This is a genomic window from Brevibacillus sp. MS2.2 (assembly GCF_013284345.1).
Lineage (GTDB): Bacteria > Bacillota > Bacilli > Brevibacillales > Brevibacillaceae > Brevibacillus > Brevibacillus brevis_C.
Genome location: NZ_JABSUZ010000003.1, coordinates 48,767 through 66,601 on the forward strand (window position 1 = coordinate 48,767; position 17,835 = coordinate 66,601).

The following is a 17,835-nucleotide window of genomic DNA, read 5'->3' on the forward strand; positions in this document are numbered from 1 at the left end:
ACTGTTTCATAATCCCATTCTTCTGGCGTTGTTCCCGTATGGATATCGGGGTAGCGCAAGCCTACACGCGCGCTACCCCATTTGGATTCCCTTACTTCAAAATATTGTTGATCAGCGTAGCGTTTTGCTCAACAAAACCTGTATCGAGCATTTTTTCATGATCACCATATCCGTCAAACGCTGCATATGTGCCTGTTGTGGATGAACCCCACAGATTGATATCGCCCCGCACATACTCATGCGTGCTTTGAGTGGACGGTGACTTGATCATATACAGATTGGCAGCCACCTGTCCCTCATTTTTAAGATTGTCGAGATACGAGTAGTAGCTTTCGATTTTCTTCCCAACCTGTTCCTTGAAGTACTCACCTTCCCCTTGCAACTGCGGGTAGGCTTGGAGCATGTATTCAACCGTTTCCTGTGCATATTTGTGGCTTTCTTCTGGCGTGAGTCGCTCATCATTTATCTCCTGAATATAGAACGAGTCTAGCAATATCAAATCCGCCACGCGTTCTCCTTGTTTCTCCAGAAGCTTTGTGATTTCAAAAGCCAGATTGCCCCCCGCTGAAATACCAAGGAATGTATACGGTCCTTGAGGTTGTATTTGTTTGATCAGACTAAGATAGGCTTCCATCCGATTCTCTGATTCGATGAAATTAAAACTATAGAACGAATAGTTATCCAATATTTCCGCCAGTCGATGATAGACTACGCCCAGTGCCACCACAGGCGGGAAGCAGAAGATGATCTTCTCCCCGTGAGCTGAGGTAGAAAGCAGCATCCGTTCTGAGGAATAATCTGGCTCGGATGTATTCTGATTGGCAATGAAATGAGCAATCTCACGGATGGTAGGAGTTTGGAAGACTTGATGAATCGGCATCTGGAAGAAAAGCTCTCGCGATAGTCGGGCAGCAAATTTAATAATACTCATAGAATCGGCTCCTAGCGTAAAGAGGTGGTCGTTTACGCCAATTTGTTCGAGTCCCAGTAAATCGCTCCAGATCGTGGCAAGCTGTTTTTCCAGCTCACTCTCTGGTTCGATGTAGACAGTTGTAATCCAGGATTCTACGTCTGGTCTTGGCATTGCTTTGCGGTTTATCTTTCCATTTGGTGAAAGCGGCATTACATCTAATTGCATAAAATGCAGCGGCACCATGTAGCTGGGTAGAACCTCACCAAGCTTTGTCTTGATCTGCACGACATCGATTGATTGCTCGGAAACGATGTAGCCGCAAAGGTATTTCTTCCCTTTGCTGTCTACTTGGTCCAGTACAACGGCTTCCTTTACCGGAGGAAGCTGCAATAGCTGGTTCTCAATTTCCCCAAGCTCTACCCGATAGCCGCGAATCTTCACCTGTGCATCTTTTCTTCCTAGAAACTCAATGAAACCTTCTGCATGCAAAATCCCATAATCCCCTGTCCGATAGAGTCTGCCCAATTGCGGATGCAGTATAAAAGCTTCCTCAGTCTTCACCTTATCCTGCAAGTATTCCTTCGCCAGACCAATGCCCCCAATATAAAGTTCGCCCTGTACCCCGAGCGGACAATAGCCGAGCTGCTCGTTCAGTACGTAAAACTTTTGGTTTGCAAGCGGCATGCCATAAGGGATAGAGGTGTTGGTTTTCGCCAGTGCGTCTACTGGATAATAGATGGACCAGATTGACGCTTCTGTAGCTCCACCCAGACTGATTACATCCGCATCGAGGAAATGCTTGTTGATTTTTTCTGGCAGTTTCACAGAAATCCAGTCACCGCTTAACAGGGCGAGCCGCAACGAACTGTTTTTTCTGTGCGGAGTCGAGCTGGTGTGCTGTTTTTTCAACTCCTGTTCCTCATCATTACTGCCAAGAATCTCTTCCATCAACAAATCCATGATCGCAGGTACCGAGTTCCAGATGGTAATACTCTTCTCCTCTACCGTATGGCGTACCTCAGCCAAATCGCGTTGATCTGCTACCATGACTAGCGTCGCTCCCGCTGCTAGGGCTCCAAAAATATCGTAGACGGACAGGTCGAAGCACATGGAGGAGAGTCCGATGATTCGATCATTCTCATTGACGGTAAACTTGCGATTGATGTCTTGGATCGTATTGGCTGCGGCACCATGGGTAATGACCACCCCTTTTGGCCTGCCCGTACTTCCCGAGGTATAGATCACATAGGCCACATCATCCGGACTGTGATTTTCTTCTAGTTCTTTTGTGCAATACGCTGCTATTCCTTCTTTCTCGTACAACTCTGGGAGAAGCATCCCCCTGCATTGGCTGTGATCGAGAATATAGTTTACCCTCTCTTCCGGATACTCCGGATCAATTGGCACATAGGCGGCCCCTGCTTTTACAATCCCCAGCAGATTAACAATTGTCTCGATTTTGCGGTTAGCCAGTAAAGCAACCCGATCATTTCGCGAAATCCCTTGCTCATGTAAATAATGGGCTACCTGATTGGAACGCTCATTCAGTTCCCTGTAGCTGATGGCTTGATCTTGGAAAATAACGGCTATTGCTTCGGGTACGCGCATCGCTTGCTCAACAAACAGAGCGTGGAGCGTCGTGTAGGGAATCGCTTCATCCGTGTCATTATAGGCAGCAATGAATCGCTGATCTTCCGCCTTTCCACTAAGCGCATAGAAGTCTTCCCCTTCCAAGACCCGATCAAGCAGGACAAAGTACTCTGCAAACATGGCGGAGATCATGCTGTCCTCAAAAAGCTCCTCCACGTAATCCCACGCAATGGTTAGGCCCCCATCTGCCTCTAGCACCTGATAATCAATGAAGACCTGAGAGGTTTGGGATACGGCCATTTTTAGCTCTCCCATCTGCTCTTGTTCGGGTTGTCCGGAATAACCTGTATCAAGCAGCATGCTGGTAAAGACGATCGGCATGACAGCCCGGTTCCCTTCCAGTCCATGATACCTGGCGAGATCGCGAATGAATTGGATACCATCGTAGTGTCTTCTCTCCAGCGCTTCCATCAACACATCCTGCACAGCCTTGGCCTGCTCCCAGAAGGAGGCTCCCCGAGAAAGCGACAAATCCAGCAGCATGACAGAGGTAAAATCTCCAATTAAGTGCATCACATCTTCATGGAACGGATATCGATTGAAAATGGTGCAGTTCAAAGCAAGGTGGGACTGGTTGCTCCAAAATGCCAACACCTTGGCGAATGCTGTGCACAGTACTGTAGTTGGTGTGATCGAATGCTCTCGCGCTTTGCGCTTCAATTGTTCGTATTTTTCTTTTTGCACTTGCATCGTTACCCGTTTGAAACGTGGGCTTATGATCAGCTCAGGACTTGTTCTCATCGGAAGGGCCGGAGCGCTTGGAAAATCTTCTAGTTTGTTAAGCCAATACTGCTTATCGTCCTGATAGGTAGGAGACTCTTTGAACGCCTGATAGGCGAGCATATAATCTCGGAATGTAATCCCGATGTCCGGTAGTTGTCGTTCTGGATGGTGGTACAGTTCAAGCAATTCTCTATGAATGAATTGGAAGCTAGCTCCATCGGTGATTAGCATGTCATACCCGATAAACAGATAATGGGTATCGGCCGAGAGCTTATATGCCTTATATTCAAAAAGCGGCCACTGGTCAGTCGGGAAGATATAATGAGACATTCGTTCCCGCTCCGTCTCAATCCAGTGTTGCTGTGCGTCCTTGTCCAGATGTGTCAAATCCGTAATTGAGATCTGATATGCTGGCACATCACGCAGGATCTGTTGTTCGCCACTCGGTAAAATAACGGCACGCAGCATTGGATGGCGAGCAATGACTTTCTGTAAAGCTTGTGTGAATCTCTGCATATCCAATTTGGTTTCCAACTCCAGATAGACGTGGGTCGAGACTCCGCCCATTTCAAAATGATCGTGTCTCCCCATGAGATAGGCCATCTGTACATCTGTGAGCGGGAATGGTTCATACAAGCCTGCAGTATCGGCCGTAATCTCGGGATAATTAATGGTGCTCGTCGAAGCGGACTCCGTCAGTAGCTGAGTCAACTTGGAAATCGTCTGGTGACTCAAGAAGTCGCGCAGATTGATCTCTAACCCCATCTCTTTACTGATTCGTGTCCGGATTTGGACCATAAGGATGGAGTTGCCACCCAACTCAAAGAAGTGATCCTCTACGCCGACACGCTCAAGCCCTAATACCTCGGCCCAAATCTGGGAGAGTTTTTCTTCATAAGCGTTGCTTGGTGCGACATACCTTGATTCTATCTCTTGTTTCGTATCTGGCTGTGGCAACGCCTTGCGATCCACTTTCCCATTGGGTGTCAGTGGGATTACATCCAGCTCAATGAAGTACGCTGGCACCATGTATTCTGGCAGTTCGCGCAAGAGATAGATGCGCAACTCCTCTGCTGTCACTTCTTCCTCTTCACCGCTGTAATAGGCACACAAGTATTTCTTGCCACGATGGTCTGTCTGATCGACTACGACAGCTTGACGGACGAAATCATGAGCCAAGAGCCTTCCCTCGATCTCTCCCAACTCGATGCGATAGCCGCGGATTTTGACCTGATGATCTTTTCGTCCCAAAAACTCGATGAAGCCCTCGGGATGGAACGCTCCATAGTCGCCAGTCCGATAGAGTCTGCCCAATTCAGGATGGAAGATGAAGGCTGCGCTTGTCTTCTCTTCATCATGCAGATATTCCTTGGCAAGACCAATACCCCCGATGTAGAGTTCCCCTTGCACGCCGATAGGACAATGCTGCAATTGCTGATTTAGCACATAGAACTGCTGATTGGCGAGCGGTATCCCATAGGGAATGGAGCGCATACCTGCTGGCAGGGCTTCCGGGATCGGGTAATAAATCGACCAGATGGAGGCCTCAGTTGCTCCTCCCAAGCTGATGACCTGCGCTTGAGTAAAGTGCCGCTTGATTTTCTGCGGAAGATGCAGAGCGATCCAGTCTCCGCTGAGCAGTACCACCTTCACTTGTTCCTGCAAAAAGGAAGACTCTATATTATCCAGCAGCATCTCCATGATCGCAGGTACAGAGTTCCAGATCGTAATCCGATGTTCTTCTATCGCCTGACGCACCTCCAATACGTCACGCTGATCTTGGATCATGACCAGAGCCGCCCCTGCTCCCAGCGCTCCAAAGATGTCATAGACAGATAAATCGAAGCACATGGAGGACAGGCCAATAATCCGATCCGTCTCATTCACCTCGTATTTTCGGTTGATGTCCTGAATGGTATTGGCGCAGGCTCCATGGGTAATAACCACTCCTTTTGGTCTGCCCGTACTGCCAGAGGTATAGATGACATACGCCACATCGTCCGGATTGTGGTTATCCTTCAGTTCATCTGTTGCATAGCTGGCCAAACCTTCCCGTTCGTACAGGTCAGGCTGCAACAACAGCTTGCAATCGCTGTTTTCCAGGAGATAGCTTCTGCGCTCTTCTGGATACGCAGGATCGATGGGAACATATGCCGCTCCTGCCTTGAGGACACCCAACAGATTCACAATGGTTCCAACCTGACGGCTCGCTAGGACCGCTACTCGATCCTGTCGCCCTACTCCCTGTGCCTGCAAATAACGGGCTACTTGATTGGAACGCTTATCAAGCTCACGATATGTGAGGTGCTGCTCTTGGCAGATTACAGCCGCTGCATCCGGTACCCGCTGTGCTTGTTCGGCAAACAAGGCATGCAGGGTCGTGTATGGGATTTCTTCTGCTGTCTGGTTATAGCTGTGAATGCTCTCTTGCTCCGATGGACGCAGTTCAAAAATAAATTCTTGCTGTCCTTTGATCTCTGCCGCCAAAATGCCTGTATATTGCGCAAACATGGTGGAGATGATCGCAGGCTCAAACAACTGATCGACATAATCCCACACAAGGCGCAGGGAACCATTGTCTTCAAACACTTGATGGTCGAGATAAACCTGCGAGGTTTGACCTGCACCCATCTGAATTTCCCCTAGTTCATACCAGCTTACTTCCCCGGATTCCTTGTTTCCAAGCAGGATACTGGTAAAGACGATCGGCATGACGGAGCGTGTCCCATACTGGTGATATTTCGACAACTCCCGGATCATCTCGATTCCATCGTAATGGCGATGCTCCAATGCCTCGAGCAAACGTTCCTGAATCGCGACCGCCTTCTCCCAGAAAGTGAGATGTGCTCGCAAGTCGATCTCCAACAGGATCACGGAGGTAAAATCACCAATCAAGCTATTTACATCCTCATGAAATGGTAACCGGTTAAAGACGGTGAGATTGATCGCAAAATGAGATTGGTTACTCCAGAAAGAAAGTACTTGGGCATAAGCCGCACACAGTACGGCAGACGGTGTTACATTATGCTCATTCGCCTTGCGTTTCAATTGCTCCCAGTCTGCTCTGGCAAAAGCCTGCTCAAATCGCTTGAAGTGTGGCGAATCAATGCTGCTTGGTTCCTGCTTCATCGGCAGTATCGGTGCCAGAGGGAACGTGGATAGCTGATCCAGCCAATAGGCTTTATCTCTTTCATACGTGTTCGTCTTTTTAAATGCTTCCACAGCCAAAATGTAGTCGCGATAGGTGCTATCCAATATCGGCGCCTGCCAGTCAGGCTGTTGATAAAATTTCATCAGCAGCTTGCCCATTAGTTGGGAACTCGCACCATCAGCGATCAGCATATCGTAGCTGATAAACAGATAGTGGGTATCGGCTGACAACTTGAACGCTTTATATTCAAAGAGTGGCCACTGGTCGGTTACAAATACATAGTGTGACATACGCTCGCGTTCTTGCAAAATCCACTGCTGTTGTGCATCAGCATCCAGATGCGTCAAATCGAGGATCTCTATCTGGTAGGCTGGTACTTGCTGTAGAATTTTTTGTTCGCCCGTTGGCAAGATAATCGCACGCATCATCGGCTGGTAAGCAATGACTTTATTCAATGCTTCATTTAGCGCATGCATATCTGCTTGTGTTTCCAGCTCCGCATAACCATGGGTTGCGACTCCGCCCATTTCAAAATGATCTTCCCTTCCCATGAGATAAGCCATTTGAACATCTGTGAGCGGAAATGGCTCATGTATGTTGGCGGGATCTGGTGTGAGAACCGGATAAACGACCGCTCGGGTCACATCTCCACTATTAAGCAAATGAGCCAGTTTGGAAATCGTCTGGTGACTCAAGAAGTCGCGCAGATTGACATCGATCCCCAGCTCTTTGCTGATACGCGTGCGGATTTGGACCATAAGGACGGAGTTACCACCCAGCTCAAAGAAGTGATCCTCTACGCCAACACGCTCAAGCCCTAATACTTCGGCCCAAATCTGGGAGAGTTTTTCTTCATAAGCGTTGCTTGGTGCGACATACCTTGATTCTATCTCTTGTTTCGTATCTGGCTGTGGCAACGCCTTGCGATCGACTTTCCCATTGGGTGTCAGTGGGATTACATCCAGCTCGATGAAGTACGCTGGCACCATGTATTCTGGCAGTTCGCGCAAGAGATAGATGCGCAGCTCCTCCGCTGTCACTTCTTCCTCTTCCCTGCTGTAATAGGCACACAAATATTTCTTGCCGCGATGATCTGTCTGATCGACTACGACAGCTTGACGGACGAAATCATGGGCCAAGAGTCTTCCCTCAATCTCTCCCAACTCGATGCGATAGCCACGGATTTTGACCTGATGATCTTTTCGTCCCAAAAACTCGATGAAGCCTTCGGGATGGAACACCCCATAGTCGCCAGTCCGATAGAGTCTGCCCAGTTCAGGATGGAGGATGAAGGCTGCGCCTGTCTTCTCTTCATCATGCAGATATTCCTTGGCAAGACCAATACCCCCGATGTAGAGTTCCCCTTGCACACCGATAGGACAATGCTGCAATTGCTGATTTAACACATAGAACTGCTGATTGGCGAGCGGTATCCCATAGGGAATAGAGCGCATACCTGCTGGCAAGGTTTCCGGGATCGGGTAATAAATCGACCAGATGGAAGCCTCGGTTGCTCCTCCCAAGCTGATTACCTGCGCTTGAGTAAAGTGCCGCTTGATCTTCTGCGGAAGATGCAGAGCGATCCAGTCTCCGCTGAGCAGTACCACCTTCACTTGTTCCTGCAAAAAGGAAGACTCTATATTATCCAGCAGCATCTCCATGATCGCAGGTACGGAGTTCCAGATCGTAATCCCGTGCTCTTCTATCGCCTGACGCACCTCCAATACGTCACGCTGATCTTGAATCATGACCAGAGCCGCCCCTGCTCCCAGCGCTCCAAAGATGTCATAGACAGATAAATCGAAGCACATGGAGGACAGGCCAATAATCCGATCCGTCTCATTCACCTCGTATTTTCGGTTGATGTCCTGAATGGTATTGGCGCAGGCTCCATGGGTAATAACCACTCCTTTTGGTCTGCCCGTACTGCCAGAGGTATAGATGACATACGCCACATCGTCCGGATTGTGGTTATCCTTCAGTTCATCTGTTGCATAGCTGGCCAAACCTTCCCGTTCGTACAGGTCAGGCTGCAACAACAGCTTGCAATCGCTGTTTTCCAGGAGATAGCTTCTGCGCTCTTCTGGATACGCAGGATCGATGGGAACATATGCCGCTCCTGCCTTGAGGACACCCAACAGATTCACAATGGTTCCAACCTGACGGCTCGCTAGGACCGCTACTCGATCCTGTCGCCCTACTCCCTGTGCCTGCAAATAACGGGCTACTTGATTGGAACGCTTATCAAGCTCACGATATGTGAGGTGCTGCTCTTGGCAGATTACAGCCGCTGCATCCGGTACCCGCTGTGCTTGTTCGGCAAACAAGGCATGCAGGGTCGTGTATGGGATTTCTTCTGCTGTCTGGTTATAGCTGTGAATGCTCTCTTGCTCCGATGGACGCAGTTCAAAAATAAATTCTTGCTGTCCTTTGATCTCTGCCGCCAAAATGCCTGTATATTGCGCAAACATGGTGGAGATGATCGCAGGCTCAAACAACTGATCGACATAATCCCACACAAGGCGCAGGGAACCATTGTCTTCAAACACTTGATGGTCGAGATAAACCTGCGAGGTTTGACCTGCACCCATCTGAATTTCCCCTAGTTCATACCAGCTTACTTCCCCGGATTCCTTGTTTCCAAGCAGGATACTGGTAAAGACGATCGGCATGACGGAGCGTGTCCCATACTGGTGATATTTCGACAACTCCCGGATCATCTCGATTCCATCGTAATGGCGATGCTCCAATGCCTCGAGCAAACGTTCCTGAATCGCGACCGCCTTCTCCCAGAAAGTGAGATGTGCTCGCAAGTCGATCTCCAACAGGATCACGGAGGTAAAATCACCAATCAAGCTATTTACATCCTCATGAAATGGTAACCGGTTAAAGACGGTGAGATTGATCGCAAAATGAGATTGGTTACTCCAGAAAGAAAGTACTTGGGCATAAGCCGCACACAGTACGGCAGACGGTGTTACATTATGCTCATTCGCCTTGCGTTTCAATTGCTCCCAGTCTGCTCTGGCAAAAGCCTGCTCAAATCGCTTGAAGTGTGGCGAATCAATGCTGCTTGGTTCCTGCTTCATCGGCAGTATCGGTGCCAGAGGGAACGTGGATAGCTGATCCAGCCAATAGGCTTTATCTCTTTCATACGTGTTCGTCTTTTTAAATGCTTCCAAAGCCAAAATGTAGTCGCGATAGGTGCTCTCCAACACTGGTGCCTGCCAGTCAGGCTGTTGATAAAATTTCATCAGCAGCTTGCCCATCAGTTGGATACTCGCACCATCAGCAATCAGCATATCGTAGCTGATAAACAGATAGTGGGTATCGGCTGACAACTTGAACGCTTTATATTCAAAGAGTGGCCACTGGTCGGTCGCAAATACATAGTGTGACATGCGCTCACGTTCTTGCAAAATCCACTGCTGTTGCGCATCAGCATCCAGATGTGTCAAATCGAGGATCTCTATCTGGTAGGCTGGTACATGCTGCAAAATTTTTTGTTCGCCCGTTGGCAAGATAATCGCACGCATCATCGGCTGGTAAGCAATGACTTTATTCAATGCTTCATTCAGCGCATACATATCTGCTTGTGTTTCCAGCTCCGCATAACCATGGGTTGCGACTCCGCCCATTTCAAAATGATCTTCCCTTCCCATGAGATAAGCCATTTGCACATCTGTGAGCGGAAATGGCTCATGCATGTTAACGGGATCTGGTGTGAGAACTGGATAAACGACCGCTCGGGTCACATCTCCACTATTAAGCAAATGAGCCAGTTTGGAAATCGTCTGGTGACTCAAGAAGTCGCGCAGATTGACATCGACCCCCAGCTCTTTGCTGATACGTGTCCGGATTTGGACCATTAGGACGGAGTTGCCACCCAGCTCAAAGAAATGATCCTCTACGCCGACACGCTCAAGCCCTAACACTTCGGACCAGATTTGCGCAAGCTTTTCCTCGATGTTCGTACGAGGAGCCACATATCTGGCATCCAGCTCTTGCTTTGTATCTGGTTGTGGCAACGCCTTGCGATCGACCTTCCCATTGGGTGTCAGTGGGATTACATCCAGCTCAATGAAGTACGTTGGCACCATGTATTCCGGCAGTTCGCGCAAGAGATAGATGCGCAGCTCCTCCGCTGTCACTTCTTCCTCTTCCCTGCTGTAATAGGCACACAAATATTTCTTGCCGCGATGATCTGTCTGGTCGACTACGACAGCTTGACGGACGAAATCATGGGCCAAGAGTCTTCCCTCAATCTCTCCCAACTCGATGCGATAGCCACGGATTTTGACCTGATGATCTTTGCGCCCCAAAAACTCGATGAAGCCTTCGGGATGGAACACCCCATAGTCGCCAGTCCGATAGAGTCTGCCCAGTTCAGGATGGAGGATGAAGGCTGCGCTTGTCTTCTCCTCATCATGCAGATATTCCTTGGCAAGACCAATACCCCCGATGTAGAGTTCCCCTTGCACGCCGATAGGACAATGCTGCAATTGCTGATTTAGCACATAGAACTGCTGATTGGCGAGCGGCATCCCATAGGGAATGGAGCGCATACCTGCTGGCAAGGTTTCCGGGATCGGGTAATAAATCGACCAGATGGAGGCCTCGGTTGCTCCTCCCAAGCTGATGACCTGCGCTTGAGTAAAGTGCCGCTTGATCTTCTGCGGAAGATGCAGAGCGATCCAGTCTCCGCTGAGCAGTACCACTTTCACTTGTTCCTGGACAAAGGAGGAATCGACATTATCCAGCAGCATCTCCATGATCGCAGGCACCGAATTCCAGATCGTAATCCGATGTTCTTCTATCGCCTGACGCACCTCCAACACGTCACGCTGATCTTGAATCATGACCAAAGCCGCCCCTGCTCCCAGCGCTCCAAAGATGTCATAGACAGATAAATCGAAGCACATGGAGGACAGGCCAATAATCCGATCCGTCTCATTCACCCCGTATTTTCGGTTGATGTCCTGAATGGTATTGGCGCACGCGCCGTGGGTAATAACTACCCCTTTTGGTCTGCCCGTACTGCCAGAAGTATAGATGACATACGCCACATCGTCAGGATTGTGGTTATCCGTCATCTCATCAGGTGCATAGCTGGCCAAGCCTTCCTGTTCGTACAGGTCAGGCTGCAACAACAGCTTGCAATCGCTGTTTTCCAGGAGATAGCTTCTGCGCTCTTCTGGATACGCAGGATCGACGGGAACATATGCCGCTCCTGCCTTGAGGACACCCAACAGATTCACAATGGTTCCAACCTGACGGCTCGCTAGGACTGCTACTCGATCCTCTCGCCCTATTCCCTGTGTCTGCAAATAACGGGCTACTTGATTGGAGCGTTTGTCAAGGTCACGATATGTGAGGTGCTGCTCTTGGCAGATTACAGCCGCTGCATCCGGTACCCGCTGTGCTTGTTCGGCAAACAAGGCATGCAGGGTCGTGTATGGGATTTCTGCTTGCGTATGATTAAACGTAGCAATCTGTATCCTATCTTTCTCACCAATCTGGAGTGGTTCAGGCGTATTCCCTTGTAACAAACTATCTACCATGCTAGAAAAATGACCAAACATCGTCTCCATTAACTCTGGTTCAAACAACTCATCCACATAATCCCAGAATATCCACAGCTCATCCGCTAGCAAGGTAGCCTGGAAATCAATATAGACTTGTGATGTCTGAGTAATCCCCGTCTTGAGATCGCCCAATTGCTCCAAGCCAGGACGACCCGCCTGCTGCTCTCCCGTCAATACAGAGGTGAATACGTAAGGCATGACCGCTTTACCATGCATCCAATCATGATATTTGACCAACTCGCGGATCAGTTCAACGCCTTCAAAATGTCGATGCTCTAATGCTTCAATTAGCACCTGCTGTACATAACGTGCTTTCTCCCAAATCGTTGGCTGAGATGCAAAATGAATCCCCAAAAGCAAATTGGATGTAAAGTCACCAACTATTTGTTCCACATCAGGATGGAATGGATAGCGGTTAAAGACAGTCAGATTGATCGCAATGTCTGATTGGTTGCTCCAGAGTGCCAGAATCTCTGCATAGATCGTGGCAAATAAAGCGGAAGGTGTAACCCCATGCTCAAGTGATATACGCTTCAGCTTCTCCCATTGCTTCTTGCTATAGATTCGTTCTTTACGTTGAAAAGTGGGAAGTTGAATGTCATTCGGGTTACATCTGAGTGGCAATGCCGGAGCCTGCGGAAAGCTTTCCACCTTTTGCAACCAAAATTGCTTGTCAGTCTCATAAACTTCCGATTGCTTCAATGCTTTGTACGCCATCATATAATCGCGGAAGGTAAACGACGAATCAGGCAACTCTGCATCGGAATTCTCATAATATCTCATCAAATCCCGACCGATGATATCCATACTGGCCGCATCGGCAATCAACAGGTCTCGGCCCATACATAAAAGATGCTTATTCTCAGAGAGTCGATATGCCTTAAATTCAAACAGCGGCCATTGATCAGTGGGAAACACGTAGTGGGACATACGATTGCGCTCGGCATGAATGCAAGCCTGCTGTGCCGCTTCATCAAGCTCACGCAAATCCACAACCTCAATCTGATACGCTGGGACATGCTCCAGAATTTGTTGCTCGCCAGTCGGCAAAATAATCGCTCGCAACATGGGATGACGACTGATTACTTGGTTAAGGCTGGCATTGAATCGCCCTATATCAATCGTGGTCTCCACTTCTGTATAGACATGTGTAGATACTCCACCTAATTCAAACTCGGCATTTCGGCCTAAAAAGTACGCCATCTGTATATCCGTTAATGGGAAGGGCTGATAGAGATGTTCGAAATCAGCCTTCGCTTCCGGGTATGGAGAGACTTCTTCGGAAGCTTTGACTGTATGGTCATCCTTTAATGTTGCTTCCCTTGCAGGCTCTAGCTTGGAACAATAGCTTGTGAGCTGCTGCAGATAGAAGATAAAATCATCAGCAACCCTGCTTATTGTCTCTTCCCGATATTCCTGCTGGTTATAGTGGATAGAAAGGCGGAACTGGCCCCCCATGACCATGCAGGTGATATCAATGGCGTGGGCTCTTTGTGAAGAAGGGTCGAGCATTTGCCCTGTGCCCACAGGAGATACGCTATATACCTCATCCATTTCCTGATCGAATTGCCCTAAATAGTTGAAGCAGATTTCCGGTGCTTTAGAAAACGTCAGCTCTCGCTTATTTTCATCAGCAGTCAAATATTTCAGGATTCCATAGCCGATCCCGCGATTCGGAACACTTTGAAGCGTTTCGTGAACCTTGCTGATTTGCTCACCCCAATCATCCGTATCGATTATTTCCAGAGCAAGCGGATACACCGACGTAAACCATCCGATAGTTCTACTGACGCTTATCTCAGATAAAATTTCTTCACGTCCATGCCCTTCCATACCGATTAAAAAGCGATCTTCTTTTGTCCATTTTTTTAGAGTCAGACCAAGAGCCGCCAAGAGTATTTCGTTTGTTTCCACACGCACTGCTTTGCCAGCTACACGCAAGAGGTGCATGGTTTCCTTTTGGTTTAGTTCCCGTTCCAATATGTGTGTATCCTTGACAAGATTGCTCTTCGTTTGGTGGTCTTTGGGCAACGGAGAGATTCTGTATGCTTCAAGCTTTTGCCAATAATCTTTCTCTTTTAATAGCGGCTGCTGGTTTGCATAGGCTGCTAGCCCTTTTGCCCACGATTGATAAGAAGACGTCTTTTTTGGAAGCTGAAGCTCTTTTTGCTCCAACGCTTGTTTGTATACTTGAGCCAAATCCTCAAGCAAAATGCGCCAAGACACTCCGTCGATGACAAGATGGTGAATGACAATTAAGAGGTGGTCTCCTGTATTTGTCTGGAAGAGTCCTGCCTTGACGAGTGGGCCTTTGGTGATATCTATGCTTCTTTGGATTTCGTTTGCTTTTTCCAGCATCGTTTGCTCGATCTCGGTCTGCTCGCGAAGATCGAACAACGCCAATTCATAGAGAGGCTCCTTCGCTCCTCTATTGGTTTGAATAATCTGTGGCTCATTTATCTGGTAAACCATTCGTAGTGCATCATGATGAATAGACAAATGGGTCAACGCTTTTTCTAGTGCTTCTTTCTCAAAACCTGATTCTCTGTAAAGCATGAAGGCTTGATTCCAATGTCCGCGCTGTGGAATCTCCTGGTCAAAGAACCAATGCTGAATCGGAGTAAGCTCTACATCCCCTGTTACCACACCCTGGTCACAGCTTTTGGTAGAACGCTTCATTACTTTCGCCAATTGCGCTACCGTTGGATGGTCAAACAGATCTTTGATGCCGACTTGCAGTCCATGTTTTTGCAGGCGAGAAGAGACTTGAATGGCCTTGATCGAGTCACCGCCAAGCGCAAAGAAATGATCGTCAATGCCAATCTGTGTAACCCCCAGAACATCTTGCCACACCTTAACCAGGTTCATCTCGGCCTCGTCACGCGGTGCCAAATATTCAGTATTTCCCTGCTCCTGAATGTTTGGCAGCGGCAGTGATTTACGGTCGATTTTGCCACTCTGATTTAACGGGTAGCTATCCAGTTGCATGTAATAGGACGGAACCATATAACTAGGCAACCGCGCCAGCAAATACGCGCGTAAATCCTCTTCATCAAGGGGTTCGGACATGATCAGATAGGCACACAGATACTTTCCTCCACGCATATCTTCATTCATCGTTACCAATGCTTGCCTGATGGCGCGATAGTTAAACAAATGCGCTTCGATCTCTCCCATTTCAATACGAAACCCTCTAATTTTTAGCTGGAAATCCATCCGACCCATGTATTCGATATTTCCGTCAGGCAGCAATCGGCACAAGTCGCCTGTTTTGTACATTTTTGCTCCGGGGGTAAACGGATTTCGGACAAAAACCTCTTCCGTCAGCTCAGGACGATTCACATACCCTCTGGCCAAACCTGCTCCTGCAATGCACAGTTCCCCCGGTACGCCCAACGGTTGAAGCTGATGATCCCGATCCACAATATACAACTGGATATTCTCCACTGGCTTCCCGATCAGAACGGTAGACACCTCTGTCTTATCCGGACAATCATAATAAGAGACATGGATAGTAGCTTCGGTTGGTCCATACAGATTTGAGAGGATGAGCGAAGTATTACCTCTCCATAGCTGATTAAAACGATTCACATGCTGAGCGGTAAGCGCCTCTCCGCTAGCGAATACTTTTTGAATGGTAGAGAGTCGCTTCACATGATTGTCGCCATATTCGAGATAATCCAAAAAAGCTTGAAGCATGGATGGGACAAAATGAATGACAGTCACACCCTGTTGTTCGACAGTTTGAATAATCATCTCAGGCTCTTTTTCGCCGCCCGGTTCGAGAAAGCAAAGCGTTGCTCCCTGGAAGAACCACCAGCATAGCTCAAAGACAGAAACATCAAAGGTATACGCTGTCTTCTGCATGATCACGTCATTTTCCGTGATCGGATACTGATGTTGCATCCAGCACATATTGTTGATCACAGCATGGTGTTCAATCATTACGCCTTTAGGCATCCCTGTCGAGCCAGAGGTGTAGATGACATAAGCCAGATCGGCCGAAGTATTCATACATTCCAGATCAGAAGAATCTCCTTGGTAAAGGGCTGTATCATCCAGATCCATGACGATTTGCTCCACATCCAGTTCTTGTATGAACTGAGACTGGGTCAGGAGCAATTTGGCTTCGCTGTCTTTGAGCAAGAAGCGAATGCGCTCGGCTGGGTTGGCTGGATCGATAGGGACATACGCGCCACCGGCCTTATGAATAGCCAGAATGGCAATCATCATCTCAAATGATCGTTCTACCATCAATCCGACTATTTGATTGGGCACGATACCCTCTCGACGCAATACCCGAGCCAACTGATTGGAGCGTTCGTGCAATTCCCGGTAGGTCATGGACCGATCTCGGAAAAGAAGCGCCGTTTTTTCTGGATGCCTCCTCGCTGATTCTGTAAACACCTGATGCAGCAGCTTGTCTTTGGGATATGCCACCTTCGTCTGGTTGTAATGATGTGATAGCTCATTTTGCTCTGCATCTGTGAGTATACATAGTTTGCCTATTTCTACTGAGGGATCACTTAGAATTGTCTTTACCACTTCCCGGATATGGCCAGCTACTTTTTCCATATGCCCCTGCTCGTAGACAAGGCCGTTATATTTCAGTGTGATGGCTAATTCCTCTGTCGGGATCACAATCAGATTAAAATCATAGTTGGTCTGTTCAAACAGATCAAAATCATACAGTTTTAGGCCCTGAAAATCATGGCCGCCTAGCAAATCTACTTCAAGCGGCACATTTTCAAAAGCGATAATGTGATGAATCAGCCCTTGTGACAATTCAGAAGCTGCCTGAATCTTGGAAAGTGGAAAATAACTATGCTCTTCCGATGCCAGCATCTGTGTCTGCATCCGTTTCATTAGCTCTGTAAAGCGTATCCCGGCTTCAAATTGAACACGCACAGGATTCGTATTGATAAACAGGCCGATCATCTGCTCAATTCCTGAAATCGGAGCTTGTCGACCAGATACAACCGCGCCGAACAATACATCGTCAGTGTTGTTATAGCGCTTCAGGATGATACTCCAGATGGATTGAACAACCGTATTGAGCGTTACATGATGCTCTTTCGCCAACCGTTTTAGGCGTGCTGTTTCCTGTTTGGAAATCGTGAGCTGTACCTTTTGTTGTTGATATCCAGAAGACTTTTCCTTCTTCGCCCATGGCAACAAGGTAGGTTCGTCTACTCCCTCAATGTAATCGCTCCAGTATGCACCTGCCTTTTGCTGATTCTGCTGATGCAACCATTGCAAATAGGTGGAAAACGGTTTCGGCTCCGGCAACCGGGGATCGGTGTTTTCCGCCATGGCCTGATAAATCGCAAAGAGCTCCTCAATAATTGGCCCGAGGCTCCATCCATCCACAATGATATGGTGGAAACTGAGCAGTAGGTGAAAATCGGCTTCTCCCTTTTTGAAAACAGATAGGCGGATAAGTAAGTCGCGTGTCAGGTCAAAGCCCTTTGCCCGGTCCTGCTCTTTCAAAGAGGCAAGTAAGTCTGCCTGCTCCTGTCCTGAATAGAAAGAGAGGTCCGTATAGCTGATCTTGCTTTTTCTTTTTTCCAGCACGATTTGGATCGGTTGCTTTGCTTTCTCTGTATTGAAAACCGTACGAAAAACATCATGACGCATAATCAAAAGCTGTAGGCTTTGCTCCAATAAAGATTTCTGAAGATCTCCTTTGATTCCAAAGGAAAGCTGAACAAAGAACGACTGATCATTGGGATCGAGCAAGGAATGGTAGAGAATTCCTTCCTGCATCGGTGTTAATGGATACACTTTTTGCAGCAATTGTTGTGAAGACATAT

1 protein-coding gene is annotated in these 17,835 nt (G+C 48.1%); it reads right to left on the minus strand.

The genetic code is table 11. The features are described from left to right. Positions 1-91 precede the first annotated feature (91 nt). Positions 92-17,833, minus strand: a complete 17,742-nt coding sequence (locus tag HP568_RS03385) for a non-ribosomal peptide synthetase (RefSeq protein WP_173628328.1) — start codon at positions 17,831-17,833, stop codon at positions 92-94. Between the last annotated feature and the right edge of the window lie 2 nt (positions 17,834-17,835).